Source organism: Nonomuraea sp. NPDC049400, from assembly GCF_044466425.1.
Taxonomy (GTDB): domain Bacteria; phylum Actinomycetota; class Actinomycetes; order Streptosporangiales; family Streptosporangiaceae; genus Nonomuraea.
The window spans coordinates 13862-40003 of record NZ_JBITMP010000039.1 but is presented as its reverse complement, the minus strand read 5'-3'; the positions used below and the strand labels follow the sequence as shown (position 1 = coordinate 40003).

Annotated in this window: 28 protein-coding genes; 11 read left to right on the top strand and 17 right to left on the bottom strand. The window is 70.3% G+C overall.

What is annotated here, in order from left to right:
* Nucleotides 1-111: 111 nt before the first annotated feature.
* The 6 genes from ACIBVN_RS42405 to ACIBVN_RS42380 form a co-directional block, all read right to left on the bottom strand.
* Entirely contained in the window at nt 112-1860 is a 1749-nt protein-coding gene (locus ACIBVN_RS42405) for a DEAD/DEAH box helicase (RefSeq protein WP_397145960.1), read from the bottom strand.
* Between the two features lie 124 nt (nt 1861-1984).
* Complete coding sequence (locus ACIBVN_RS42400; RefSeq protein ID WP_397145959.1) at nt 1985-2887, bottom strand: hypothetical protein; 903 nt, start codon at nt 2885-2887, stop codon at nt 1985-1987.
* An 82-nt stretch (nt 2888-2969) separates the two neighbouring features.
* Entirely contained in the window at nt 2970-4355 is a 1386-nt protein-coding gene (locus ACIBVN_RS42395; protein WP_397145958.1) for an MFS transporter, read from the bottom strand.
* A gap of 25 nt (nt 4356-4380) precedes the next feature.
* Nucleotides 4381-5256, bottom strand: a complete 876-nt coding sequence (locus ACIBVN_RS42390) for a zinc metalloprotease (protein ID WP_397145957.1) — start codon at nt 5254-5256, stop codon at nt 4381-4383.
* 77 nt (nt 5257-5333) lie between these two features.
* Nucleotides 5334-5597, bottom strand: coding sequence for a DUF3039 domain-containing protein (locus tag ACIBVN_RS42385; protein ID WP_397145956.1), 264 nt, complete (start codon nt 5595-5597; stop codon nt 5334-5336).
* Nucleotides 5598-5686: 89 nt separating this feature from the next.
* On the bottom strand, nt 5687-7282 hold the full coding sequence (locus tag ACIBVN_RS42380; RefSeq protein WP_397145955.1) for a DHA2 family efflux MFS transporter permease subunit: 1596 nt from the start codon (nt 7280-7282) through the stop codon (nt 5687-5689).
* Between the two features lie 151 nt (nt 7283-7433).
* Between ACIBVN_RS42380 and ACIBVN_RS42375 the strand changes: the two genes are divergently transcribed.
* A complete protein-coding gene (locus ACIBVN_RS42375) occupies nt 7434-8042 on the top strand; it encodes a TetR family transcriptional regulator (RefSeq protein ID WP_397145954.1) in 609 nt (202 codons plus the stop codon).
* 2 nt (nt 8043-8044) lie between these two features.
* On the opposite strand, the gene ACIBVN_RS42370 is transcribed toward ACIBVN_RS42375, so the two are convergent.
* Nucleotides 8045-8623 (bottom strand): YqgE/AlgH family protein, encoded by a 579-nt coding sequence (locus ACIBVN_RS42370; RefSeq protein ID WP_397145953.1) that lies wholly within the window; start codon nt 8621-8623, stop codon nt 8045-8047.
* A 112-nt stretch (nt 8624-8735) separates the two neighbouring features.
* Here ACIBVN_RS42370 and ACIBVN_RS42365 point away from each other — a divergent pair, with 112 nt between their 5' ends.
* Complete coding sequence (locus tag ACIBVN_RS42365; RefSeq protein ID WP_397145952.1) at nt 8736-9245, top strand: hypothetical protein; 510 nt, start codon at nt 8736-8738, stop codon at nt 9243-9245.
* On the opposite strand, the gene ACIBVN_RS42360 is transcribed toward ACIBVN_RS42365, so the two are convergent.
* The gene (locus ACIBVN_RS42360; protein WP_397145951.1) at nt 9242-9874 is read right to left on the bottom strand and encodes a TetR/AcrR family transcriptional regulator; all 633 of its coding nucleotides are present in this window, start codon (nt 9872-9874) and stop codon (nt 9242-9244) included. The genes ACIBVN_RS42365 and ACIBVN_RS42360 overlap by 4 nt on opposite strands.
* Before the next feature lie 159 nt (nt 9875-10033).
* Here ACIBVN_RS42360 and ACIBVN_RS42355 point away from each other — a divergent pair, with 159 nt between their 5' ends.
* Genes ACIBVN_RS42355 through ACIBVN_RS42340 form a run of 4 tightly spaced genes read left to right on the top strand, consistent with a single transcriptional unit; the run spans nt 10034 to nt 14405 of the window.
* Nucleotides 10034-10786 carry an IclR family transcriptional regulator gene (locus tag ACIBVN_RS42355; RefSeq protein WP_397145950.1) on the top strand — a complete coding sequence of 251 codons (753 nt, stop codon included), beginning with the start codon at nt 10034-10036 and terminating at the stop codon, nt 10784-10786.
* Between the two features lie 56 nt (nt 10787-10842).
* A complete protein-coding gene (gene glpK / locus ACIBVN_RS42350) occupies nt 10843-12315 on the top strand; it encodes a glycerol kinase GlpK (protein WP_397145949.1) in 1473 nt (490 codons plus the stop codon).
* 11 nt (nt 12316-12326) lie between these two features.
* Nucleotides 12327-13889 (top strand): glycerol-3-phosphate dehydrogenase/oxidase, encoded by a 1563-nt coding sequence (locus ACIBVN_RS42345; RefSeq protein WP_397145948.1) that lies wholly within the window; start codon nt 12327-12329, stop codon nt 13887-13889.
* A gap of 36 nt (nt 13890-13925) precedes the next feature.
* Complete coding sequence (locus tag ACIBVN_RS42340) at nt 13926-14405, top strand: hypothetical protein (RefSeq protein WP_397145947.1); 480 nt, start codon at nt 13926-13928, stop codon at nt 14403-14405.
* A gap of 202 nt (nt 14406-14607) precedes the next feature.
* On the opposite strand, the gene ACIBVN_RS42335 is transcribed toward ACIBVN_RS42340, so the two are convergent.
* The 4 genes from ACIBVN_RS42335 to ACIBVN_RS42320 are packed head-to-tail and all read right to left on the bottom strand — an operon-like array spanning nt 14608 to nt 18191.
* The gene (locus tag ACIBVN_RS42335; RefSeq protein ID WP_397145946.1) at nt 14608-16017 is read right to left on the bottom strand and encodes an NAD-dependent malic enzyme; all 1410 of its coding nucleotides are present in this window, start codon (nt 16015-16017) and stop codon (nt 14608-14610) included.
* Between the two features lie 55 nt (nt 16018-16072).
* A complete protein-coding gene (locus ACIBVN_RS42330) occupies nt 16073-16702 on the bottom strand; it encodes an AAA family ATPase (RefSeq protein ID WP_397145945.1) in 630 nt (209 codons plus the stop codon).
* Between the two features lie 9 nt (nt 16703-16711).
* Nucleotides 16712-17650, bottom strand: coding sequence for a tetratricopeptide repeat protein (locus ACIBVN_RS42325; RefSeq protein ID WP_397145944.1), 939 nt, complete (start codon nt 17648-17650; stop codon nt 16712-16714).
* Nucleotides 17634-18191 carry a MarR family winged helix-turn-helix transcriptional regulator gene (locus ACIBVN_RS42320; RefSeq protein WP_397145943.1) on the bottom strand — a complete coding sequence of 186 codons (558 nt, stop codon included), beginning with the start codon at nt 18189-18191 and terminating at the stop codon, nt 17634-17636. Before ACIBVN_RS42320 ends, ACIBVN_RS42325 begins: the two co-directional genes overlap by 17 nt.
* Before the next feature lie 223 nt (nt 18192-18414).
* Between ACIBVN_RS42320 and ACIBVN_RS42315 the strand changes: the two genes are divergently transcribed.
* From ACIBVN_RS42315 to ACIBVN_RS42305, 3 genes are all read left to right on the top strand, one after another.
* Nucleotides 18415-19785 carry a hypothetical protein gene (locus ACIBVN_RS42315; protein ID WP_397145942.1) on the top strand — a complete coding sequence of 457 codons (1371 nt, stop codon included), beginning with the start codon at nt 18415-18417 and terminating at the stop codon, nt 19783-19785.
* 66 nt (nt 19786-19851) lie between these two features.
* Complete coding sequence (locus ACIBVN_RS42310; RefSeq protein ID WP_397145941.1) at nt 19852-20523, top strand: DUF4230 domain-containing protein; 672 nt, start codon at nt 19852-19854, stop codon at nt 20521-20523.
* 160 nt (nt 20524-20683) lie between these two features.
* The gene (locus ACIBVN_RS42305) at nt 20684-20836 is read left to right on the top strand and encodes a hypothetical protein (protein WP_397145940.1); all 153 of its coding nucleotides are present in this window, start codon (nt 20684-20686) and stop codon (nt 20834-20836) included.
* A gap of 77 nt (nt 20837-20913) precedes the next feature.
* On the opposite strand, the gene ACIBVN_RS42300 is transcribed toward ACIBVN_RS42305, so the two are convergent.
* From ACIBVN_RS42300 to ACIBVN_RS42280, 5 genes are all read right to left on the bottom strand, one after another.
* Nucleotides 20914-21150 carry a hypothetical protein gene (locus ACIBVN_RS42300; RefSeq protein WP_397145939.1) on the bottom strand — a complete coding sequence of 79 codons (237 nt, stop codon included), beginning with the start codon at nt 21148-21150 and terminating at the stop codon, nt 20914-20916.
* A gap of 29 nt (nt 21151-21179) precedes the next feature.
* On the bottom strand, nt 21180-22160 hold the full coding sequence (locus ACIBVN_RS42295; RefSeq protein WP_397145938.1) for an NAD(P)-dependent alcohol dehydrogenase: 981 nt from the start codon (nt 22158-22160) through the stop codon (nt 21180-21182).
* Nucleotides 22157-22384, bottom strand: coding sequence for a helix-turn-helix transcriptional regulator (locus ACIBVN_RS42290; RefSeq protein ID WP_397145937.1), 228 nt, complete (start codon nt 22382-22384; stop codon nt 22157-22159). The genes ACIBVN_RS42295 and ACIBVN_RS42290 overlap by 4 nt, the downstream gene beginning before the upstream one ends.
* Complete coding sequence (locus ACIBVN_RS42285) at nt 22378-22806, bottom strand: hypothetical protein (RefSeq protein WP_397145936.1); 429 nt, start codon at nt 22804-22806, stop codon at nt 22378-22380. Before ACIBVN_RS42285 ends, ACIBVN_RS42290 begins: the two co-directional genes overlap by 7 nt.
* 96 nt (nt 22807-22902) lie before the next feature.
* Complete coding sequence (locus tag ACIBVN_RS42280; RefSeq protein WP_397145935.1) at nt 22903-24090, bottom strand: acetyl-CoA C-acetyltransferase; 1188 nt, start codon at nt 24088-24090, stop codon at nt 22903-22905.
* Between the two features lie 84 nt (nt 24091-24174).
* Here ACIBVN_RS42280 and mce point away from each other — a divergent pair, with 84 nt between their 5' ends.
* On the top strand, nt 24175-24597 hold the full coding sequence (mce, locus tag ACIBVN_RS42275) for a methylmalonyl-CoA epimerase (protein ID WP_349450482.1): 423 nt from the start codon (nt 24175-24177) through the stop codon (nt 24595-24597).
* Nucleotides 24598-24790: 193 nt separating this feature from the next.
* A complete protein-coding gene (locus ACIBVN_RS42270) occupies nt 24791-26077 on the top strand; it encodes a DivIVA domain-containing protein (protein WP_397145934.1) in 1287 nt (428 codons plus the stop codon).
* Nucleotides 26078-26142: the final 65 nt, after the last annotated feature.

The following is a 26142-nucleotide window of genomic DNA, read 5'->3' as shown; positions in this document are numbered from 1 at the left end:
ATGCACAGAGTTACGGAGCGTAGCAGGGACCGGTTTGCCGGGATTTGTGCGGGGGTGGCACGACGGAGGTCGTCCACCACCCGGACGGCGAGCGCAGGAAGGAACGGCAGGCTAGCGGCGCTGGGTGGCCCAGCGGCGGATCATGTCGATCCGCTCCTGGATCTGCTCCGCCGTCGCCTGCGCGATCGGCGGGCCGCCGCACGAGCGGCGCAGCTCCGAGTGGATGACGCCGTGCGGCTGACCCGTGCGGTGGTTCCACGCGCCCACCAGGCCGTTGAGCTCGCGCCTCAGCTCCGCGATCTGCTCGTGCGGCGCCAGGGTCTCCTGCGGCTGCTCCACCTGCTTGCGCTTGGCCGCCTGCTGGTCGGACTGCCGCTTGCGCAGCAGCGTCGCCACCTGGTCGGGCTCCAGCAGCCCCGGCAGGCCGATGAAGTCCTCCTCCTCGGCCGAGCCGATCTCCGCGCCCGTGCCGAACTCGCCCCCGTCGAACAGCACCCGGTCGAACGTGGCCGACGTCTCCATCGTCTCGAACGGGAGCTCGTCGCCCAGGACGTCGGGATTGTCCTTCTGGCGGTTGGCCTGCTCGAGCAGGCTGTCGTCGAGGCCGTCCTCCGGCGGCCGCTTGTTGAGCACGTGGTCGCGCTCCACCTCCATCTCGTTGGCCAGCCCCATGAGGGTGGGCACCGAGGGGAGGAAGACCGAGGCGGTCTCACCGCGCTTGCGGGCGCGCACGAAGCGGCCCACGGCCTGGGCGAAGAAGAGCGGGGTCGAGGTGGAGGTGCCGTAGACGCCCACGCACAGGCGGGGGATGTCGACGCCCTCCGAGACCATGCGCACGGCCACCAGCCAGCGGTCCTCCGAGGCCGCGAACTGCTTGATCTTCTTCGACGCCCCTGGGTCGTCGGAGAGCACGACCGTGGCGCCCTCGCCGGTGATGTTGCGCAGGTGGCGGGCGTAGGCCCGGGCGGTCTCGTGGTCGGTGGCGATGACCAGGCCGCCCGCGTCGGGCACGCCCCTGCGCACCTCCGTGAGACGGCGGTCGGCGGCCTGCATGACCTGGCGGATCCAGTCGCCCTTCGGGTCGAGCGCGGCCCGCCACGCCTGCGAGAGCTGGTCCTTGGTGAGCGGGGTGCCGAGCGTCGCGGCGATCTCGTCGCCCGCCCGGGTGCGCCACTTCATCTCGCCGGAGTAGGCCAGGAAGATGACCGGGCGCACGACCCCGTCGTCGAGCGCGGGACCGTAGCCGTAGGAGTAGTCGGCGACGCTGCGCTTGAGGCCCTCGCCGTCCTCCTCGTAGGCGACGAAGGGGATCGGGTTGTCGTCGGACCTGAACGGGGTGCCGGTGAGCTGGAGGCGGCGGGTGGCGGGCTCGAACGCCTCGCGCACGCCGTCGCCCCACGACTTGGCGTCGCCCGCGTGGTGGATCTCGTCGAAGATCACCAGCGTCTTGCGCGCCTCCGTGCGTGCCCGGTGCAGCGCGGGGTGCATGGCGACCTGCGCGTAGGTCACCGCGACGCCCATGTAGTCGCGCGAAGTGGCGCCCTGGCTGTTCTTGAACTCGGGGTCGATGGCGATGCCGACCCGCCCGGCGGCGTCGGCCCACTGGCGCTTGAGGTGCTCGGTGGGCGTGACGATGGTGACCGCTCTGATCACCCCGTTGGCGAGCAGCTCGCTGGCGATCCGCAGGGCGTAGGTCGTCTTCCCCGCGCCCGGCGTCGCCACGGTGAGGAAGTCACGCGGCTCGCGCCTGAAATAGAGGTCGAACGCCTCCTGCTGCCAGGCACGCAGTTTGGGCGCGGTGCCCCACGCGGCTCGGTCTGGATAGGAAGGCGAAAGGTGGGACGCGGCGAAGGTGCTCACCGCATCACCTCTGGGGTTCGTGTGCTTCGCTTTCTCACAGTGACCCAAGGGTAATCGGGCCCACCGACAAGACGTGCCGTGAGCCGAGGATTCTGGCCAAGGTCATCTCCACGTGCTATGCGGCTTATCTCATACTCGTCATCACCGCGTCCAGCGCTTGTCTGCGAGCGGTTTCCTCGGGTTGGAGCAGCCCAACGAGCAGCACGCCATCGCCGCCCCGAGTGAGCAGAGTCACTCGAAGGAACGCCGGCCGGTTGACCACGTCCTGATATTCCGCCCGCAGCGCCCGCGTGCGGCCTCCGGGCAGCTCCTTGTTCTCGACGACGGTCACCCGGTCGCCCTTGAGCAGCAGCCTGGAGTAGAGCTCCGCGGCCTCCGCCGTGGCCTTCTCGGCGTTCTCCACGGGCCCGGGGACGGGCCTGGCCATGACGAGCCCCCCGCCACCGTCCCTGATCACCGACGTGAACCCCGTCACCGGCGCCACCGCCCCCTGGCGCCACCCCTGCGGCAGCGTCACCGTCACCCCGGCCAGCGAGTCGCTCAGCCGGCCCGTCTCCGCCGGCGGCGCGGTGATCCGCAGCACGACCGCGCTCGTCCCCGCGACCAGTCCCGCTCCGGCCAGCACCGCCGCCGTCACGCCTGACCACCGCCGCCAGGCCCGTCCCGGCGCGCCCCTGCGCCGCCCCGGGTCCGCCGGGGTGCCGCGGAGCCGGGCGGAGGGCGGAAGCGAGTCCCAGGGATCCTCATCGCGCTCTACGGCGCGCTCCGCGGTCCTGCGGATCCGCGGGTTCCATGGCTCGTCCGGTTCGAGATCCAGCGGGTGGGGCTCGCCGCGTGCCGGCTGGAGGTCGAGCGGGTGGGGCTCCCGCCGTACCGGCTCCGGCTCCAGGTCCGGTACGGCCTCCAGGGGGCCCGTGCGCCCGCGCCGCGGCTCCTCCTCATGAGGCGGGCCCCACGTGTAGCGCGGAGGAGTGCGGCGATGCCTCGGGCCGGGCTGAGGCGGCCAGACGCGACGATCATCCTCCATGGCACCTCCCTGCCCGCTGTCCTATCACTCCTCGGAACGGAGGTCAGGAGAACCGTGAGCGGTGTGACAGGAGAGGTGGAATTCAGCGGGTGCGCCCGGCGAGCGCGGTGGCGCTCAGCGCGATGGCCGCCATGAGGAGCGAGATCACGACGAACCCGGTGGCGATCTGGGCCGGGGAGTGCCCGATCAGGTTGACCAGCGCGCCGCCGACCCCGACCGACAGCGCGGATCCGAGCATGTCCGTGACCGACAGGGCAGCGGAGTTCGCCCCCTGCTCGTTCACCGGCGATTGCTTCAACGCCGTCACGCTGACGGTGGTCATGCCGTACCCCATCCCGAACCCGGCCACGATCCACGCGGGCACCGAGATCCACCCCGTCACCCCAGGAAGCACGGAAAACAGACATATGAGGATCGCGACGGTGACGCACCCCGCACCCAGCCGGATCCTCTTGTACGCCTCCCCCTCCTGCCTGCTCTGCAGGTACGACCCCGCGGACCACCCCAGCGCCCCGGTCGTCAGCGCGATCCCCGCATAGCTCGGATCAAAGCCCTTCACCTCTTCGAGCGCCAGCGGGATGAAGTTGTTCACCCCGAAGAAGGAGGCCGAGAAGAATCCGCGCATCAGGATGGTCGTCGCCAGCCCGCGCCCGAACCGCAACGCTCTGGGCGGCAGCAGCCGGTACAGCCCGTAGACGAGGAACACGAGGCCCGCCACCGTCTCGACGGTCCCCGGCACCGGCTCCACGTGCAGCCGGTCGACCCCGTGCAGCAGCACGGCGGATCCGCCCGCCGTGGCGGTGGCGGCCAGCGTCATCGCCAGCGGCTTCGACCGCGGCCCCCGCGACGGCTCGGCCTCGGACGAGGACGGCATGCGCAGCGCGGGCACGAGCATCGCCAGCGCGGGCACCACCAGCGGGATGATCCCGAAGAAGACGTAGCGCCATCCCCAGTGCACGGCCACGAACCCGGCCACGGCCGGTCCCACCATGGCGGGCACCACCCAGGCCGCGGAGACGGCGGCGAACACCTTGGGCCGCAGCCCCGCCGGGTAGACCCGCGCGATCATCACGAGCAGCGCCACGATGGAGGCCCCCGCCCCCAGCCCCTGCACGGCCCGCGCCGCGAGGAAGAGCCCCGCCGACTGCGCCGCCCCGGCCAGCGCCATGCCCGCCACGAACAGCACCACCCCGGTCAGGAACGGCAGCTGGTAGCCGCGGCGGTCCGACCAGAGGCCCGCCACCACGTTCGCGAACAGGCTGGCGATGAGGAAGGCGGAGATGCTGATCCCGTAGAGATAGAGCGCGTTCAGCTCCTTCGCCACCGTCGGCATGACGACTGCGACCGACATGCCCTCGAAGGCGACCAACGTGATCGTCAGGACGATGCCGACCGTCGCGGTACGGAATTCGGGCGCGAGGATGCGCGTGGGCGTGTGTGGAGTGTCGAGTGCCTTCGGTCCTGTCACCTACACATCGTAATTTGTCGGACACCTACGCCACTGAGGTGTGCCGGTACACCGCCCACATCTGGTGCATCCGCTCCGCCTGCTCCCGCGTGAACTCCGACATGCACCGGTCGTAGGCGTAGTCCATGAAGTTGTGCGTGGGGTCGGTGCCCGGATTCGTACAGGTGTCCTTTTCCGGCGGGCAGCCCACGGTCGGTCTGGCCTCCATCGGGGTGTCGTCGATGCCGTCGCCGGGCGCGGCGCACCCGTTCTCGAACGGGTGGAAGAGGCCGAACCAGTGCCCGGTCTCGTGCACGCCGGTGAAGCCGCGGTTGTAGTCGGCCAGCGTGCCGCCGGGCAGGCTGCGCCAGTCGATCACGACGCCGTCGAGGCCGGGGGACTCGGCATACCAGAAGGGGTAGCTCGAGAAGCCCAGCATCTGGGTGCTGAGCTGGGCGATGTAGAGGTTGAGCGTGCGGGCGTCGCCGCGGTGCAGCTTCTCCTTCATCGGCCGCTCGTTGCCGACGGGATCGGCGAACCACAGGGCGTTCTCCTCGAACGTGACGCCCTCGAGCTTGAAGCGCACGCCGGTGTCCACGCCGCCGTGGCCACCGCCGTACGCGGAGTTGAGCGCCTCGATCTGGGCCTCGACGTCCTTGTCGGAGATCGGCCGCTCGCCGCCGGTGATGACGTGGACCCAGGTGGGCACGGTGATCTGGGCGGGCGGCGTGCGACCGGCCAGCTTGCCGGCCACCTCGGCCATGACCCTGGCCACGTCTTCCGGCTTGGGCGAACGTGGCCACGGCACCCGCAAGGCATGGACGGCGCAGTCCGCCGCCGGCGCGGCCTCGAGCCGGAGCGGGGGTGTGGACCCGGCCGCGAGCAGGCATGCCAACGAGACGGCGGTCACGCGCCGGGCCATGCGATCCCCCACTACGACGTGAGCTGGTCTGGCTACCGACCGTAACTCGACGCCGAGGGATTACCGCTCAGCAACACTCACTGCTTGTCGTCGCCGCCGTTGCCGCCACCCGGGGGCAGGCCCTCGTAGATCTCCTTGCACTCCGGGCAGACCGGGTATTTCTTGGGATCGCGGCTGGGCACCCAGACCTTGCCGCACAGGGCACGGATGGGGGTGCCCGTCACCATGCTCTCGGTGATCTTGTGCTTGTCCGCGTAGTGGGCGAACCGCTCGTGATCGCCGTCGCCGTGCGACGTCCGCGGCGTGGTCTCCTGCTCTGGGAGGATCTTCGTGCTGCTCACCCCACCGAGTTTATGCCCGCCCGCGCCTGGTCCCCCACACAGCGGTACGGCCCCCGCCGCGTGGCGAGGGCCGTACGTGAAGCCGGGGATCAGCCCACGTGGACCGGCGCGCCCTCGGTCTTCCTGCCGGCCTTGACGAACAGCGTCAGCACGGCGGTCAGCACCGCGATGCCGGTGCTCACCAGGAAGGCCACGTGCATGCCGTCCATGAAGGCGTTGTGCACGGCGTCGCCGATCTGCTGCGGCACACCGGGCGGCACGGCGCCGAACGCGGCGGCCTTCTCCAGCGCCGTCATCTGCGGGGCCGGGATCGCCTGGGCTGCCGGACCGAGGTAGCCGGGCAGCTTGTCGGAGATCTCACCGGCCATCACGGCGCCCAGGATCGCGGTGCCGAGCGCGCCGCCGACCTGCATGGCCGACTGCTGCACGCCACCCGCGACACCGGTCAGCTGCACCGGGGCGTTGCCCACGATGATCTCCGTGGCGCCCACGAACACCGGCGACATGCCGAAGGCCAGCAGCAGGAACGGGATGCCACTCTCGATGAACGACGCGTCGATGCTGAGCCGGGACATGAGGAACATCGAGAACGCGGTGATCAGCAGGCCCGCCGCCATCGTGATCTTCGGTCCGAGCTTGCCGATCGCCATGCCCGCCAGCGGCGAGGCGAAGATCATGCCGGCGCTCATCGGCAGCATGCGCAGGCCGGCCTCCAGCGGGGACAGGCCGTGCACGCCCTGGAAGAAGAAGCCCAGGAAGAACATCGCGCCGAACATGGCGAACGCGACCATCATCATCAGCACGGTGCCGATGGAGATCGACAGGTTCCTGAACAGCGACAGCGGCACCAGCGGCTGGGCGGCCCTGCTCTGCCAGAAGATGAACGCGCCGATCAGCACCGCGAACACGGCCACGAAGGTCAGCGTCGTGCTGTCGCCCCAGCCCCACTCGGGAGCCTTGATGATCGTCCAGATGAGCGAGAACATCGCGCCGGACAGCAGCAGCACACCGAGCCAGTCGATCCTCCCCATGACCTGCGCGCGGTTGTCCTTGATCAGGATGGTGCCCAGGACGAGGGCGACGAGGCCGACGGGGGCGTTGATGAAGAAGACCGTCTCCCAGCTCGCGTTCTCGACGAGCAGACCGCCCACGATCGGGCCGGCGGCGCTGGACAGGCCGATGATCGCGCCCCAGGCCCCCATCGCCTGGTTGAGCTTCTCACCGGGGAACGCTCCACGCAGCAGCGCCAGGGCGGCCGGCTGGAGCAGCGCGCCGAACAGGCCCTGCAGCACGCGCAGGGCGATCAGCGCGCCGACCGGCGACAGCCCGGGAATGATGTCGGCCAGTTCGGCGCTGAGTCCGATGCCCACCGAAGAGAGGGCGAAGCCGGCCACACCGATCAGGAAGACGCGCTTGTGCCCGAACAGGTCGCCCAGCTTGCCGGCGGTGATCAGGAACACCGCCAGCGCCAGCAGGTAACCGCTGGTCACCCACTGCAGATCGGACAGCGAGGCCTTGAGGTCGGCCTGGATGGACGGGTTGGCGATGCCCACGACCGTGCCGTCGAGCATGACCATGATGACGCCCAGGCTGACCGCCAGCAGCACCAGCCACGGGTTGCTGCCTGTCCCCGTTTTGGCGGGGCCGAGCGACGACGGCGCGTCGACCGCCTTCGCGTGAGCCATGAAGTCCCCCTAAGTCAGCCCCCACCGGGGCATAGATCTCGCAAACGATAGGTAATCTATGTCAGAGGATGACTTATCACAATCCATTTTTTATCGTCACCGTATGACTTATGGCACACTGTGACAGAAAGGTTTCGAGGGAGTGGCCGCTGTGGGTCTTCGGGAACGCAAGAAGGAGAAGACGCGCCTGGCGATCCTCGACGCCGCGCTCGACATGTTCCTCGAACAAGGATACGAGTCGACCACGGTGGAGCAGATCGCGGGGGCCGTCGAGATCTCTCCTCGCACCTTCTTCCGCTACTTCACCAGCAAAGATCACTTGGTGCTGTGGTTCCATGACCACGGCCAGGAGATCATGCTCGAGACCCTGGCGTCCCGCCCCGAGGACGAGCCGGCGTTCACGTCGCTCATGCACGCGATGCGCGCGGTGCTGAACGACATCGCAAGCTCAACGCCCGACGAGACGGAGAGGTTCCTGAAGCTGCGACGGCTCCTGGAGGACCATCCGCGCCTGGTCGGGCTGTCGGTGGCCAGAGGCGCGGAGACCGAGCGGCGCCTGGTCGAGGCGATCGCCGCCCGCCGGGGCGTGGACCCCGACGAGGACCAGCTCTCGCACCTGATCGTCGCGTTCGCCTCGTGCACCATGCGCGTCGGCTTCGAGTGCCCGCGCCGCGACGCCACCGTGCCGGAGATCACGCGGCGGATGGCGGAGACCATGGAGCTGGCCGAGCGCTCGCTGCTGCCCGGCTGGGACCGCTGAGGTCAGTTCATCGTCGGGTCGTCGGGGCAGGTCGCCACGAAGGCCAGCTCGCCGCGCTGGCGTCGTAGCACGTGCCGCCAGAGCGCCCGGGGATCGGCGTGAAACGTGTCGCCGGCCTCGGAGTCGACGACGTACCAGGCGCCTTCGGCGATCTCGCTCTCCAACTGGCCGGACGACCACCCCGCGTAGCCCGCGAAGATGCGCATCTGCGCGATCTCCCCCTGCAGGATCTCGGGCGGCGCGTCCAGGTCCACCGTGCCCAGCCGGGAGACGGCCGGAGTGCCCGCGTGCAGCCTGCGCCAGCCGAGCGGCTCCTCTCCGCTCGGGACCGCCGCCAGCGCGAGCGCGCTGTCCGTCTGCACGGGCCCGCCCTCGAAGAGCACCGACGGCCCGGTCACCAACGGATCCCACACGGGCAGCACCTGGGTCACCGAGATGTCGCTCGGCCTGTTGAGCACCACACCCAGCGTCCCGCCGTCGCTGTCGTGTTCGAGGATCAGCACGACACTACGCCGGAAGTTGGGGTCGTCGAGAAGCGGCGTCGCCACCAACAAACCGCCGACGTAGATCGCTTCCGCCATACCTCCATCATGAAGGGTCCGGGGCGGTCCGCGCTCCCCCCGGCGCTCGATGTTACTTTTCGTGCACGCTTGGGCACCTTACGTAGCAAAGATCACACGCGGGAGGAGCTCAATGGGCACAAACACAGGTCTCGTCGTGGCCGCTCTCACGATGTGCGGCGCACTGTTCCTTCCCCACCGCGCGGAGGCGTGGCCGTGGCCGGACCGCGGCGACGACCCGTTCGCGCTAACCGTGGACGACGTGGCCTGCCGCTCGGGGCGTGCGGAGGTCACGCTGCGCAACCTGACCTCCCAGCCCGTACGCTTCGACGTCAAGGCCGACGGGGTGAGCGTGGCGACCGGCTCGATCGCGGCCCGCAAGACGGTCTCCAGGCAGGTGCGGGTGCGCAAGGGCAGCGCGGCCGAGATCGAGGCGTACTCCGTCGCCGGCCACCAGCCGGCGGATCTCGTCGACTCCAGCCGCGTCACGAACGACTGCCCCTGGGGTCACCACCGCGACAATCTGCCCTTCACTGGTCCGCCCACCGACCTCCTGGCCAAGCTGGCCATGGCGGGCGGCCTGATCGTGATGGGCGGCATCCTGTGGTGGTACGGGTCCATCTGGCCGCGCTCGACCCCCTAAGACCCCTCCGGCATCTCCCGTACGACGAACGCCCCGGCCCTGGCCGCGGCCAGCGTGCGCGACACCGAGTGCTCGGCGTCCTCCCGGGTCACCGGCTCCCTCGTGACCACCAGGCGGTAGTAGAGCGGCGCCGAGATCGCCCGGATCACCTCCCCGCCGTCCGTGCCCTCGGGCAGCTCACCCCGCTTGACGGCCAGCTCCACGACGCTGGCCCACTCCTCGATCCGGCGCAGATAGAAGGAGCGCAGCGCGGCGGCGGCCTGCTGGTCGCTGGTGGCGGCGGCGATCACCGCCTGGAACGTGGCCCCGAGCCGCCCGTCGCTGATCGCCCCCAGGACGGACAGGGCGTTGGCCCGCAGGTCGCCCTCGACGCCACCCGTGTCGGCATGGGGTGTGGACTGGTTGGCCAGCTCGGTCATGAGGTCGGCGACCAGGCCCGCCCTGCTCCCCCAGCGCCGGTAGACCGTGGTCTTGCCGACGCCCGCCCTGGCCGCCACCTGGTCCATGGTCAGGCCGTGGAAGCCGTGCTCGACCAGCTCATCCTGCGTGGCCTCCATGACGGCCGCGCGCACCCGCGCCGTACGGCCACCGGGCCGCACGGTTCCCGCCGAACGGGAAGGTTGGTCCATCTAATCTCCTTGTCGCAACGTTCCATTTTAACGGAACTTCCATTCCATTAAGGATCCACATCGCGTTTCCCCCACCTCCTGGACGCGGATTTGGGGTGATCGGTTCCACCTCAAGATTCGTTCGGCAATACCGAACGCAACTGCGCTAAGGTGCGGTACGTGGGAGAGACGATTCAGTCGGTCGAGCGGGCCGCCGCGATCCTGCGCCTGCTCGCCTCAGGGCCGCGCCAGCTCGGGGTGGCCGAGCTGGCCAGGGCACTGGGCCTGCCCAAGGGCACGCTGCACGGCATCCTGCGCACGCTGGTCCACGTCGGGTTCGTCGAGCAGGACCAGACCAGCGGGAAGTACCACCTCGGCGCCACCCTGCTCCATCTGGGCAGCAGCTACCTCGACGTCAACGAGCTGCGCACCCGCGCCATCAACTGGGCCGACGCGCTGGCGGGGCGCAGCAGGGAGAGCGCGTGGATCGGCACCCTCCACGAGGGCCACGTGCTGGTGATCCACCACGTCTTCCGGCCCGACGACAGCCTGCAGACCCTTCAGGTGGGCACGTACCTGCCGACGCACGCCAGCGCGCTCGGCAAGGTGCTGCTCGCCCACGACCCGTACGGCGAGGCGCCCGTGCCGCCGCTCCAGCCGTACACGAAGCACACGATCGTCGACCCCGCGGCGCTGGAGCAGGAGCTCGACCTGGTCAGGACGCGTGGCTGGGCGGCCGAGATGGAGGAGCTGACCGAGGGCGAGGTGGCCATCGCCGCGCCCATCAAGGACCCGCGGGGCCTGGTGGTGGGCGCCATCGGCATCCGCGGCGCCGTCGAGCGGCTGGCCGCCGACGGCGCCCTGCACATGGAGTTCGTCTCGTACGTACGGGACGCCGCCCGCGCGATCACCCGCTCACTTGAACATCCCTAAGGCCAGGAAATAGCATTCGTTCGGCATTGCCGAACCTGAACCAAGCGAGGAACCCCGTGCCTCGACCGCACTACGTCGCAGCCATCGACCAGGGCACCACGTCCAGCCGCTGCATCGTCTTCGACCAGGCCGGCAACATCATCTCCGTCGCCCAGCGCGAGCACCGCCAGATCTTCCCCAAGCCCGGCTGGGTGGAGCACGACGCTGACGAGATCTGGCAGGCCGTGCAGCGCGTGCTCGCCGAGGCGGTCAGCGGCGCCGGCATCGAGGACGGCCAGATCGCCGCGCTCGGCATCACCAACCAGCGCGAGACCACCGTGCTGTGGGAGCGGGCGACGGGCCGGCCCGTCTGCCCGGCGATCGTCTGGCAGGACACCCGCACGGACCAGCTGACCCGGGCGCTGGCCGAGCACGAGGGGCTGTTCAAGGAGAAGGCCGGGCTGCCGCTGACGACGTACTTCTCCGGGCCGAAGATCCGCTGGCTGCTGGACGCCCATGGGCTGCGGGAGCGGGCCGAGCGCGGCGAGGTGCTGTTCGGGACGATGGACAGCTGGCTGCTGTGGAACCTCACGGGCCGCCACGTCACCGACGTGACCAACGCCAGCCGGACGATGCTGATGAACATCCACACGCTGGCCTGGGACGACGAGCTGCTCGCGGCGCTGGGCGTGCCCCGCGCGATGCTGCCGGAGATCCGCCCGTCCGCCGAGGTCTACGGGCACACCGCGGCCGGCGTGCCGGTCGCCTCGGCGCTCGGCGACCAGCAGGCGGCGCTGTTCGGGCAGACGTGCTTCGCGCCCGGCGAGACCAAGAGCACCTACGGCTCGGGCAGCTTCCTGCTCATGAACACCGGCCAGGACCCCGTCGTCTCCAAGCACGGCCTGCTGACCACCGTCGGCTACCAGATCGGCGACGGCCCCGCCACCTATGCCCTGGAGGGCGCGATCGCGGTCACCGGCTCGCTGGTGCAGTGGCTGCGCGACAACCTGGGCCTGATCTCCAGTGCGGCCGAGATCGAGACGCTGGCCAGGACGGTCGACGACAACGGCGGCTGCTACTTCGTACCGGCCTTCTCGGGGTTGTTCGCGCCGCACTGGCGGTCGGACGCGCGCGGGGTGATCGCGGGGCTGACCGGGTTCGTCAACAAGGGGCACATCGCGCGGGCCGTGCTGGAGGCCACGGCGTGGCAGACCCGCGAGGTGGTCGACGCGATGAACGCCGACTCTGGGCTCGACCTGACCACGCTGCGCGCCGACGGCGGCATGACCGCGAACAACCTGCTCATGCAGACGCTCGCCGACGTGCTCGCGGTGCCGGTGATCCGCCCCATGGTGGCCGAGACGACCGCCCTCGGCGCCGCCTACGCCGCCGGGCTGGCGACCGGCTACTGGCCCGACGTCGACAGCCTGCGCGCCAACTGGCACAAGGCCGCCGAGTGGCGCCCGGCCATCCACGAGGCCGCGCGCGAGCACGAATACCGCAACTGGAAGAAGGCCGTGGCCCGCACCCTCGACTGGGTCGAGCAGTAGGGAGTTCAGACATGAGGACCACGACCTGCGCGGACCGGGCGGAGACCCGCGAGGAGCTCGCCCGCACCGCCTACGACCTGCTCGTCATCGGCGGCGGCATCCTCGGCACGTCGGTGACCTGGATGGCCGCGCAGGCCGGGCTGCGGGTGGCGATGGTCGACGCGGGCGACTTCGCCGGCGCCACCTCCAGCGCCTCGTCCAAGCTCGTCCACGGCGGCCTGCGCTACCTGCAGACCGGCAACGTCAGGCTGGTCGCCGAGAACCACCGTGAGCGCCGCGCCCTGGCCGCCGACATCGCGCCGCACCTGGTCAAGCCGCTGACGTTCCTGGTGCCGATCTACAAGGGCGGGCCGCACGGAGCCGCCAAGCTGGGCGCGGGGGTGTTCCTGTACTCGGCGCTGTCGGTGTTCGGCGACGGCATGGGCAAGGTGATCACGCCTCACCAGGCCATGGCACGCGTCCCGGCCCTGCGTAGCGAGGGGCTGCGCGCCGCCGCCGTCTACGGCGACCACCAGATGAACGACAGCCGCGTCGCGGTCATGACCGTACGGGCCGCCGCGGACGCGGGCGCCGTCGTCCTCAACCACGCCGAGGTCGTCGGACTGCGCAAGACGGGTGGCGATGTCGCGGGCACCGTGACCGGGGCCGACCTGCGCGACCGGCTCGACGGGACCGAGTTCGGCGTCTCCGCCCGGCTCGTGCTGAACGCCACCGGGCCGTGGGTGGACCACCTGCGGCGCATGGAGGACCCGGACGCGGCGCCGAGCATCCGGCTGTCCAAGGGCGCCCACCTGGTCCTGCGCCGCCACGAGCCGTGGAAGGCCGCGCTGACCACGCCGATCGACAAGTACCGGGTGTCGTTCGCCATCCCGTGGGAGGACCACCTGCTGCTCGGCACCACGGACGAGGCGTACGAGGGCGACCCGGGCGCGGTGGGCGCCACCGAGGCCGACATCGCCCAGATCCTGGACGAGGCCGGCCACGCGGTACGCGACTCCCAGCTCAGGCGCGAAGACATCACCTACGCCTTCGCCGGGCTGCGGGTGCTGCCCGGCGGGCCGGGCCAGGTCGCGGCGGCCAAACGGGAGACCGTCCTGACCAGGGGCTCGGGCGGCATGCTCTCGGTGGCGGGCGGCAAGTGGACCACCTACCGCCACATCGGCAGGCACGTCCTGGACACGCTCGCCCACCTGCCGGGGCAGCCGCTGGGCGACGACCTGGCCGACATCCTGCCCGCCGTGCCGCTCCCCGGCCTGGCCAGCCCCGACGCGGTGGCCATGCGGCTGTGGACCGACCGCGACCCGGGCGCGCGCATGGACCCGCTGGTGGCCAGGCACCTGGCCACCCACTACGGCTCGATCGCGTTCGACCTGGCCCGGCTCATCCGCGAGGACCCCGCGCTCGGGGAGCGCATCCATCCGGACGGTCCCGACATCTGGGCCCAGGCGGTCTACGCGCGCGACCGCGAGTGGGCGGCCACGGTGGACGACGTCGTACGCCGCCGCACGACGCTCACGGTCCGCGGCCTCGACACGCCTGACGTACGGAGCCGCATCGCCGCCCTGCTCACCTGAGCCTGATCTGGGCAGGGGACAGTCATGTGCACTCCGATGAACGAAGCCCTGATCCGGCACTTCCGCGACCTGCGTGATCGTGACCACGGCGGGGCCGTCACACGGGAGGACAAGGAGCGCGTGTTCGTCACGGCCACCGAGCTGCTCGACCCGGTGGCCCGCAGGGCACTCGACGAGGTCAACGCCGACCTGCTGCTCGGCACCGGCGAAGTGGTGGGCAGCGGGGTCACCCGGTCGCGCGAGGGCGGTCTGAACGCGATGTGGTCGCTGACGTGGCCGGAGCAGCGCGCGTGCCACGTCCAGCCGATCGCCGTCGTGGCCCACTACGGATGCGACTTCCACCACCCGCACCTGCGGGGCAACACGGTCGGCGACTGGCCGATGAACGTCTTCGACGCGGCGGACGCGGAAGCGCAGCTCGACACGTTGCGGGTGATCGCCGCGGGCGACGCCCACAACCTGGTCTTCCAGGAGAGCTACCGCCTCATGCCTGCCATCACGGCCCAGGCCCCGTAACCCGAGCCCCCTTCACACCGGCTCAGGGTGCTCGATGGGTGCAGGCTGTGCCGAACGGGCAGACGTGCGAAGCACGACGACGACCCCCACGCGTCACCGCACAGCCCATCCCCCGCTGCCGGGCACGGACCGAGGCGATGGCGTACTCGCCGGTGCGGCGGGGTGGCGCCGAGCCCGCCCCGCCGCAGCCGGATGACTGCCTTTACGCCTCGGTGAAGCCACGCGCACGACCACCGGCGGATTCGCGCACGGCGGCGGCGACGGCAGCTGCCACGTCGGGGTGGAACACGCTGGGGATGATGTAGTTGGGACCCAGCTCCTCGGGCGTGACGACGGCGGCGAGGGCGCCGGCGGCGGCCAGCAGCATCTCCTGCGTCACCCCGCCCGCCTGCGCGTCCAGCAGTCCGCGGAAGACACCGGGGAAGGCCAGCACGTTGTTGATCTGGTTGGGGTAGTCGGAGCGCCCCGTGGCCACCACGGCCGCGTGCTCGCGGGCGTCGTCGGGCGACACCTCGGGCTCCGGGTTGGCCAGCGCGAACACCACCGCGTCCTTGGCCATCGTGGCGATGTCGTCACCGGTCAGGATGCCCGGCGCGGAGACCCCCACGAAGACGTCGGCGTCCTTGACCGCCCCCCGCAGATCGCCGGAGTAGCCCTCGGCGTTGGTGTGGTCGGCGATCCAGCGCAGCGACTCGTCCAGGTCGTCGCGCCCGCGGTGCACGGCCCCCAGGTAGTCGCAGACGATCACGTTGCGGGCGCCGGCCGCCAGCAGCAGCCGCAGCACCGCGTTGCCGGCCGCGCCCGCGCCCGCCATGGTGATCTTGACGTTCTCGATGCTCTTGTTGACCACCCGCAGCGCGTTGGTGAGGGCGGCGAGCACGCAGATCGCCGTGCCGTGCTGGTCGTCGTGGAAGACGGGGATGTCGAGCAGATCGCGCAGCCGCCGCTCGATCTCGAAGCAGCGCGGCGCGCCGATGTCCTCCAGGTTGATCCCGCCGAACCCGGGCGCGATCACCTGCACCGTGCGGACGATCTCGTCGACGTCCTGGGTGTCGAGGCAGATCGGCCAGGCGTCGATGCCCGCGAACCGTTTGAACAGCGCCGCCTTGCCCTCCATCACCGGCAGCGCGGCCTCGGGGCCGATGTTGCCCAGCCCCAGCACGGCGGAGCCGTCGGTGACGACGGCCACCGTGTTGCGCTTGATGGTCAGGCGCCTGGCGTCCTCCTTGTTGCGCGCGATGGCCATCGACACGCGCGCCACACCCGGGGTGTAGGCCATGGACAGCTCGTCACGGTTGCGCAGCGGCACCTTCGACTTCATCTCGATCTTGCCGCCGAGATGCATGAGGAACGTGCGGTCGGACACCTTGTGGATGACGACGCCCTCGACCGCCTCAAGCTGGTCGACGATGCTCTGGGCGTGGTCGGTGTCCCTGGCCGCGCAGGTCACGTCGATGCGGAGCTTCTCATGGCCCGCGTTGCTGACGTCGAGGGCGGTAACGACGCCCCCTGCCGACTCTACGGCGTGGGTGAGCTGGCTGACGGCCTTGCCGCCGGCCGGAACCTCGAGACGCACGGTGATGGAGTACGACACACTCGGGACGGTCGCCACGTCAATCGCTCCTTCGGGACTGACCAAGAATTCCCCCATGATAGGGCTCCCCAGGTCAATCCAGTGACTCGGCCGCCCTGACGATCAGATCGACGCATGTCGGAACGGGGATTGTGGTGCTGTCGATCACGAGGTGATATTGACAGGGGTCCGTCGGATCAACCCGGTAGAAGTGGCGCACGTAGGCCGTCCTGGCGCGGTCGTTGTCCTCGATGATCTTGCGGGCCTCGCGCTCGCTCAGCCCCCCGAGCGTGGCCGTCTGCCGGATCCTGCGACTGACCGGCGCGTCGAGCCTGACGTGCAGCGCGCCCGGGTGGTCGGCCAGCACCACGGCTCCCGCCCGCCCGAGGAACACGCCGCCCTGGTCGCCGGCCATGTCCTTGAGCATGCGTTCGGTACGGCGGACGAACTCCTCGGGCGCGATCGGCATCGCGCCCGGCACGTACATGTCAACGCCGCCGAAGGTGACCGTGGGCAGCCGCATCGCCCCTGAGAGCAGCCTGCCGAGGCCGTGTTCGGCCCGGTCGTCGTGGGCCAGCGCCTCCTCCAGCGTGCAGCCCAGTTCCTGGGCCACGGCGCTGGGGATGGCGCGGTCGACGAAGGGCACACCGAGGCGCTCCGCGACGGCCGGGCCGATCTGGCTGCCGGCCGTGCCGTATGTCGCGGATATGGTGACGACCCGCATACACCCAGGTTAGAACAGCGCGCTGGCCAAAGCTCTACGGGCCTTCGCCAAAGATGGGTCTTCGGCCGGCAATGCGTCGAACAAGCCGAGCAGGTGACGCCTGGCCTTGTCGCGCTCGTCGCCCGAGGTGCGCTTGACCACGGCGATGACGCGGGCGAAGGCCTCGTCGACCGAGCCGGACAGCATCTCCAGGTCGGCGGCGAGCAGCTGCGCGTCGAGGTCGGCCGGATCCTGGAGGCGCCGCTGGACGTCGGCGGGGTCGACGGCCTCTGTGCGCTTGATCAGACTGACGCCCGCGAGGCCCATCTTGGCGTCCTCGTTGCCCGGCGAGCGGGCCAGCAGCCGCTGGTAGGCCGCCGCCGCCGCGTCGAGGTCGCCGTTCTCGACGGCCTGCTCGGCGGCCAGGATGTCGGGGTCGACCGGCGGCCCCGCGGGCGCCTCAGGACCGCCGGGCGCCGTCTGGGGCCGGGCGTCGGGGTTGGCCTGGTAGAACTGCTCGACCGCGCCCATCAGCTCGTCGAGCCAGCGGCGCACCTCCTGCTCGGGCAGCACCTGCTGGAAGCCGGTGACGGCCTGCCCCTGGAAGATCGCCAGCACGGTCGGCACCGCCTGCACGCGCAGCGCCTGGGCGATCTGCGGGCTGGTGTCGACGTTGACCTTGGCCAGCACGGCACTGCCGCCGAGGTCGCCGACCACCTTCTCCAGCACCGGGCTGAGCTGGGCGCTGCCCGGCGCTCTCGGTGACCACAGGTCGAGGACCACGGGCACGGTCATCGACTTGTCGATGACCTCGGTCGTGAACGTCTCCTCGGTCACGTCGACGACCGAGGCCGACGAGGCCGCCTGGGGACCTGCCGCCTCCCGCCGGGCCTGCGCCTCAAGGGCCTGCTTGCGCGCGCCCAGGTCAATCGCTCCGTAGAGCGACCCGGGCCTAGAGAAGTCCGCCATGCTCTTCATCTTGCCGCATCGTCGAGGTGACGAAGTCACCCGCCGCCACCCGGAGGGTGCGCAGTTGGGTGAACATCTGGTGGAGTTCGTCCTCGGCGTACATCGTCAGGCCGAACTCGGCGTCCATCAGGTCACGGGTGGCCCGCTCCACGACGCCCCTGCCTGCCTGGGTGATTTCGGCGAGCACGCCGCGCCCGTCGCGCGGGTTGGGCAGCCGGGTGACGAGCCCGGACTTCTCCAGCCTGTCCACCGTGTTCGTGACGCTCGTGGGGTGGACCATGAGCCGTTCGCCGATCTTCGACAGCGGGAGCGCCCCGGTCTTGCTGAAGGTGAGCAGGACCAGGGCCTCGTACCGGGCGAAGGTCAGGTCGTACGGCTTCAGCAGCGCGTCGAGCTGCGACAGCAGGATCTGGTGCGCTCTCATGATCGATGTCACCGCGGCCATGGCGGCGGAGGGCCCGAAGTGGGCACGCCAGCTCTCCGCGGCGCGGTCGATGGGGTCGAACGGCAGGTTGAGCGGCTTGGGCTGTGACACAGCCATACGCTAGCGCGCCGGTCATCCCGGTTCGTCCGGTGACCTGGAGCGACAGGCATCCCCGGTCGACCAAGAATCCGGACGCCAATCATCACGCTCAGTTATGGTTCTCGTACGCATGGTGACGCGGAAGCCAAGTCCATCGGCCTGTGGGGACAGGCCGGGCTGATCGTTTTCCGTCTTGCCGAGGGGCACGGGGGGTGCTTGATGTACGTCAACGGGGAAAAGGGTGCGTGAGCACGCGGGCGTTTCACGAGAGGAGCTGAAGCACAGCGCGGCTGTCACGGTTGCCGTGCTCATGGCTCTCGGCCTGGTCGCGGCGTGGAACGTCCTGATACCCGGCGTGGACGCTTGGGAGAACATCGTGGCCGCCGTCATCGGCTCGCTGCGGTTGACCGGGCCCGTCGCCGCCGCCTTCGCGGCCTGGGTGGCGATGCGCAAACGCAGGGCGTTGCGTGGGCGCTCGCTCACGACGTGGCGGGCGCTGAAGGCGCCGCTGGCGATCGTGGTGGTGGTGATGGGCTCGTTCGCGGCGACCGTGCTGGTGCTGGCGGTGAAGACGGTGCTCACCGACCAGGCGGGGCGGGTGAGCCTGTCCGGCCTCGGCATGGGCATGGCGGGGCTGGCCCTCTACTCGGTGATCGGGTGGGTGGCCGGGTGGGTGCTGCCCAAGGCGTTCACACCGCCGCTGGCCGGGCTCGCCTGTTACGGATTGTTCTCGTGGCTGGCCGACGACCGCGGCTGGGCCGACAAGCTGGCGCCCGGCACCGGGGAGCCGTACGACCTGTTCCAGGGGCTGAGCGGGGCGGCGTTCTTCGACCAGACGATCTGGCTGCTCGGCATCACGGCGGCGCTGCTGCTCGGCTGGGCGGCGCTGGTGACCAGGCAGGCCCTGGTGCTGGCGTGCGCGCTGCTGTCCGTGCTGGCCGCCGGGACCGGCGTGGCCCGGGTGCTGGCCGAGCCGAAGCCGGCCGCGGCCGTGGACATCGCCTACAGCTGCCAGGACTGGCCGATCACCGTGTGCGTGCATCCGGGGATGCGGGCGGGGCTGACCGAGCTGGGCGCGACGTTCACGCAGATCGCCTCGCGACTGGCGGGCACGCCCGCGGCGTTCACGCGGGTGGAGCAGCGGCCGCTGGAGGAGGAGCTGAAGCCGTCGAACGGGCTCGCTCCCATCCACGTGCCCGACCTCTCCGCGGGGTTCGCCGAGGAGGCCGCGTACGAGTACATCGAGTCCCTGGCCGCCCGCTGCCCGGGCACGGTGGCGGACGGTTACCGGGAGATCGTGATGGCGTGGCTGCGCGGGGAGCCGCTGCCCGGGGGCCCGCTGCCCGAGCACCAGTACGCGGCGTCGTGGTTCTCGTGGCTGACCGAGCACCAGCGGAGGGAGTGGTTGCGGATGTTCTACAGCGACTTCCAGAACTGCGGGCTGTCGAGCACGCACTTCGGCGGAGGCCCGGCACGGGCGCACGTGGCGCCGGCGTCGGTCCGCCCGACGCCGGAGTCGAGCCACGTGTACCCGGTGTACCCGGAGAGCGAGGGCACGCCGAACGCGGCGCCCGGCAAGTCCATGGCCGGCTTGGGAACCTCGACGGACTGATGACGGATTGGAAGATGTCACCAAACGGCTGGCAATGATGATCGCCGCGCGGGTAGTCATGCTCGCATGACGACTTCCCGTACGACGCCGCCCTGGGTGACCCCCGAGCGGCGCCGCAGGTGGCGATATGTGGCAGGACTGCTCGTCCTGGCGGTCCTGCTCGTCGTGGGCGGCCGCCTGGCCTGGACCTGGCTCAACCCGCTCGGCGAGCGCTCCATCGACCGCAGCCAGCCGGTGCTCCTCGAGTCAATCAAGGACCTGAGCCGCTTCGAGGCCGCGACGGGGAACTTCCAGGTGGTCGTGGACCTGGAGAAGGACGCCAACTTCCTGCCCGACGCGATCAAGGGCACCCGCACGCTGTTCGTCGGGGCGGGCGGGGTGGACGCGTACGTCGACTTCTCCGGCCTGGCCACGAACGCGGTGACGGTCTCGGAGGACCGCACCCAGGCGACCGTGCGCCTGCCCCGGGCGCAGCTGGAGAAGCCGAACCTGGACAACAGCCGGTCCTACGTGTTCGCGCAGCAGCGTGGCCTGTTCGACCGGGTGCAGGACTTCCTGTCCGGGTCGCCGGGCGATCAGCGGGAGCTCTATCTGCTGGCGGAGAAGAAGATCACGGAGGCGGCGGTCGCGAGCGACCTGCGCGCCAGGGCGGACGCCAACACCAAGGCGATGATGTCGGGCCTGCTGAAGTCGCTCGGGTTCACCAAGGTCACGGTGAAGTTCACGGACGAGCCCTAGTGCCTCACGGGCGCCTTAGTCACTCTGTGCACCCTCCTAAGTACATCCCTATGTGCCCTTACGTCCGGAGATAAGGCATCCGTCCGATGTGGTGGGGAGGGCCTTAGGAGGAGTCTTAAGAGTGCAGGGAAGAAGAAACACGAGCACTAGGGGCACCCCCATGAACGCCGAACTCGAATACTCCGTGATGCAGTACCACGCCTCCGAACTGCGGCGGGCGGCCGCCGAGGAGCGGCGCGTGCGGGAGGCCAGGAAGGGCCTGCGGTCCGAGCGCCGCCACCGCTCGGTCCTCGCCAAGCTCCTCTCCTCATGACCGCCCACAAGCAGCCCGGCCGCATCCTCCCTCGCGGCCGGGCTGAACAGCCCCCGTAAGGGGGCGGCGTCACGGGTTCATGACGCCGATGTCGCGATGCCCCGGTCCATTCCTGGTCGGACCGGGGCGTCGCGCTTGGTAAGGGCCTCCAGCTGCCGTAGCAGCTCCGCCATCGCGTCCTCGCGCCACACCCGGTCCGGCGACCCGTCGGGCGCCGTGACCCAGTGGCTCCATTCGCCGGAGTCGGCGTCGACGGTCCTGTGCCCGCGCGCGGCCAGGACCTCCAGCGCGGTCGCCTTGCCGGTGCCCGGCATCCCGGTAAGACCTTCGCCATGCGGCGGGACTAACCGGCCGGTACGGTGATGACGGCTTTGCCGCGCACCTGGCCGCGCAGCAGGAGACGGATGGCCTCAGGGGCCTCGCTCAGCGGGAACGTCCTGTCGATGACGGGCGTGAACTGGCCCGAACCGGCGAGCTCCGCCAACTCCCGCAGGTCCGACTCCCGGGAGAATGCGAAAAGTACTCGGAGCCGCTGGCGGGCGAACGGCGCCAGCACGGCGGTACGGAGCGTACGTTCCAGGCCCGATAACCACCGTCCGCCGCCTTCGCCGCCGACGATGACCAGCGTTCCCCGAGGGGTGAGGGCGCGACGGAGACGGGACAGCGGGCGGTTGCCCGCCGTGTCGACGATGACGTCGTAACGGCGCCTCCCGTCGGTGAAGTCCTCGCGCGCGTAGTCGACGACCTCGGCCGCGCCGATCGACCGTACGAGGTCCGCCTTCGCGGCGCTGCACACCCCGGTGACCTCCGCGCCGAACGCCTTGGCCAACTGCACCGCGTACGTCCCCACTCCCCCGCCGGCCCCGATGACCAGCACCTGCTGCCCCGCCCGCACCCGCGCCTTGTCGCGCAGCGCCTGGAGGGCGGTGATGGCCGAGGTCGGGACGGCCGCCGCCTGCTCGAAGGTGAAGTTCTCCGGGATCGGCATGAGCCTGTCGTCGCGGGCGCAGGCGTACTCGGCGAAAGCGCCGCCGCCGCACGTGCCGAAGACGCGGTCGCCCGGCCGGAACCGGGTCACGTCCGAGCCCACCGACTCGACCGTGCCCGCGACGTCCATGCCGAGCCCTCTGGTCTTGGGGGCGCGGAGCCCGATGGCGGGGCGCATCACGTACGGCACGCCCTCCATGAGATGCCAGACGCCCATGTCGAGGCCGGCCGCGTGCACGCGTACCAGGACGTCGTGCCGGCCGGGCGCCGGACGTGCGGTGTCCACATATTTCAGGACATCGGCGGACCCATACGTGTCGCGCACGATCGCTTTCATGACGTTTCTCCGTCCGGATAATGGAACACGTCATCGAGCGGGACCCCGAACACCCGCGCGATCTGGAACGCCATCTCGAGCGACGGCGAGTAGCGGCTCTGCTCGATGGCGATGATGGTCTGGCGCGTCACCCCCACTCTTTCCGCCAGCTCCGCCTGCGTCATCTCGCCGTGCGCGAACCGCAGGGCCCGGATCGAGTTGGTGACCTTGGTGGGCTTCACCATGACGGCAGGCCCCGGCGATAGGCGACGATCTTCAGCACGGAGCCCAGGACGCTCGACAGGACGAAGGCCAGGTAGATCACGTTCGCGATCCAGAAGTGGTCCACCTCGGCCATCGCCATCCACAGCGCCGCCAGACCGCCCAGCACGAGGCACCACTGGCCGGTGTACTCGCCGTACCGATGGATCTCTCTGTCGCGCTGGTCCTTCTTGCCTATGTCCCTGGGGGCGGCCATCGAGACCGCGATGTGCAGCACGATCGACGCCACGATCGCGCCCCCGATGGTCCACAGCAGCGTGGCCGCGTACGGCACCTCGGTGATGGCGACGCTCCGGGCCCTGCCCAGGATGATCGCGACGTAGGTGCCGTACGCGCAGGCCGAGACCACCGCCATGATCCACGCACGTTTCTCTTCGGGTGCCATGTCCCGAATGTAAAACAACTACGACTTGATGTCTAGAATTCTTTACATCGCAAGCCGCAGAAAAGGCGGCCGGATGACCGGCCGCCCGAGCGCCTCTTACTGCTTGGGGACGCTGATGAGCAGGGCGTCGCCCTGGCCGCCACCGCCGCACAGGCCCGCGGCGCCCAGGCCGCCGCCCCGCCGCTTCAGCTCGTACGCCAGCGTCAGCACGATCCGCGCGCCCGACGCCCCGATCGGGTGGCCCAGGGCTATGCCGCCCCCGTTGACGTTCACCTTGTCGAGAGGGATGTCCAGCTCCTTGACGGACTGCAGGACCACGCTGGCGAAGGCCTCGTTGATCTCCACCAGGTCCAGGTCGGCGGCCGTCACGCCCTGCTTGGCCATCGCGTGCTTGATGGCGTTCGCCGGCTGGGACTGCAGGGACGCGTCGGGGCCCGCCACGTTGCCGTGCCTGCCGATCTCGGCCAGCCACTCCACGCCCAGCTCCTCCGCCTTGGCCTTCGACATGACCACGACGGCGCACGCCCCGTCGGAGATCTGCGAGGCCGAGCCCGCCGTGATGGTCCCGTCCGCGGCGAAGGCCGGGCGGAGCTTGGCGAGGGTCTCCGGGGTCGTGTCACCGCGCACGCCCTCGTCCTCACGGACGACCAGCGGCTCGCCGCGGCGCTGCGGGATCTCCACGGGGACGATCTCGTCCTCGAAGACGCCGTTCTTGATGGCGGCGGCGGCCAGCTGGTGGGAGCGGGCCGACAGGGCGTCCTGCTCCTCGCGGCCGATGCCGAGCCGGTCGTTGTAGCGCTCTGTCGACTCGCCCATGGCGCACTGGTCGAACGCGCAGAACAGGCCGTCGTGGGCCATCGAGTCGACGACCTCGGAGCCGCCGTACTTGACGCCCTTGCGCAGTCCCGGCAGGAGGTGGGGGGCGTTGGTCATGGACTCCATGCCGCCGGCCACCACGATGTCGAACTCGCCCGCGCGGATGAGCTGGTCGGCCAGCGCGATGGCGTCGAGGCCCGACAGGCAGACCTTGTTGATGGTGATGGAGGGGACGGTCATCGGGATGCCCGCCTTGACGGCGGCCTGGCGGGAGGGGATCTGCCCCGCGCCGGCCTGGAGCACCTGGCCCATGATGACGTACTCGACCGCTTCCGGCGCCACCCCGGCGCGCTCCAGGGCCGCCTTGATGGCGATGCCCCCGAGCTCCACGGCCGGCAGTCCGGACAGGGCTCCCAGAAGTTTGCCGATGGGAGTGCGAGCTCCGGCCACGATGACGGAACTGGACATGACAACGGCCTCCTACGCACACGTCGGGTTCTTTGACACCATACCCACGAGTAGCCGCACGCTCGCTATGGAGGTGGACCACACATGTTCATGCGGATAGACCACATCGGTATCGCATGCAGGGACCTCGAAGAGAAGATCGCGTTGTTCTCGGAGACGTTCGAGCTGACCGTCGTCGCACGGGAGGTGAACGAGGAGCAAGGCGTGAAAGAAGCCATGCTGCACATTGCCGACGGCGAAGGCGGGGGCTCCTACATCCAGCTCCTGGAGCCTCTCTCCGACGACTCACCCGTGGGGAAATTCCTGGCCAAGCGGGGCGAGGGCGTCCACCACGTGGCGTTCGGCGTGCCCGACATCACCGACGCCATGGCTAAGATCGGCGAGAAGGGTGTGAGGCTGCTGGACGAGCGTCCCAGACACGGGTCGATGGGCTCCCAGATAGCGTTCCTGCACCCCAAGGACGTGGGAGGAATGCTGACGGAGTTGGTCCAGGCGGCCAAGCACTAGAAAAGGCACAAAACACGCATATGTAACTAGTCACGCAGAAAGTTGGACGGGGCTTCGCAGGTGGCACCAGCGGAGTACGCTTGACCTTCCACCGGACATGGAGCCTGCCGCGAGGCACAGGCTCCTGGATCGGATGCCCCGAACCCCCCGTCCGGCCCGTGTAGCCGTCTCGACAACCCAGGATCGAGCCTCCATGCAGTCCGACATCGACGCCCAGCTCAACAACTTCTTCGAGGACGCCCCAGCACGCGAGTTCGACGTGGTGCTCCGTGGTTACGACCGGCATCAGGTCCACGACCATCTGAAGCAGCTCGACGGGGAGCTACGCCAGGCCCGCGAGCAGGTCACGAGCCTGCAGCGCGATCTGTCCGACTCCCAGCGCCAGCTGCAGGAGCAGGAGCGCCCGACCTACTCCGGCCTCGGCGCCCGCATCGAGCAGCTGCTCCGTCTGGCTGAGGAGCAGGCCACCGAGCTCGTGCAGGCCGCCAGGTCCGAGGCCAACGAGATCAAGGCCGCCGCCAAGGTCGAGGCCGCCGATCTGCGCGCCGCCGCCGAGGCGGAGGCCGCCGACAAGCGCGCCCAGGCCACGCGGGAGAGCGACGAGATGCGCACCGCCGCCGAGCGGGACGCCGAGGAGATCCGCTCCACCGCCCGCCGCGAGGCCGACGAGCTGACCAACACCACCGAGCGCGAGGTCGCCAAGCTGCGGGCCACCGCCGACCACGAGGTGGCCGAGAAGCGGGCCGACGCCGAGCGCGAGATCGCCAAGCTCCGCACCACCACCGAGCGCGAGGTCGCCCAGCTGCGGGCCTCCACCAAGCGCGAGCGCGACGAGGTGCTCACCACCGCCAAGCGGCAGGCCGACGAGATGCGCGCGCAAGCCCAGCGGGTGCTGGAGGAGTCCGAGGCCAAGCGGGCGCAGGACGAGGCCGAGTTCGAGATCCAGCTCGCCGCCCGCCGCGAGGAGGCCGAGCGCCAGGAGGCCGAGCGCCACGCCACGGCGCAGGCCGCCACGCAGAAGCTGGTCGCCGAGGCCGAGCAGCGGGCCGCCACCGCCGAGTCGCGGGCCACCAAGGCCACCCAGCAGGCCGAGCAGACCCGCCGCGAGGCCGACCTGCACGCCAAGCAGCTCGTCGCCAACGCCCGCAAGAGCGCCGAGACCATCGTGGCCGAGGCCAAGTCGAGCGCCGAGACGATCGTCACCGAGGCCAAGAGCGAGGCCGAGCGCACCCGCACGGCGATGCAGCGCCAGGTCGACGAGCTCACCCGCCAGCGCGACAGCATCACCAGCCACCTGGCCCAGCTGCGCCAGCTGCTCGGTGGCGCCCCCCTGCCTGGCGCGGACCCGGAGCCCGCGGTCACGGCCGCCCCGCCGAAGCCCGCGCTCGCCGCGCCCTCAGTCGTCGAGGCCCCGGCCCCGACGCCCGCCCCCAAGGCCGAGACCAAGTCCGAGGACGACGCCGAATGGTGGCAGGAGTAGCCGCCTGGCCACCCACGGGGCTGCACACGGGGGCTGAATAGCAGGTCGGAGAGAGCCTGGCGATC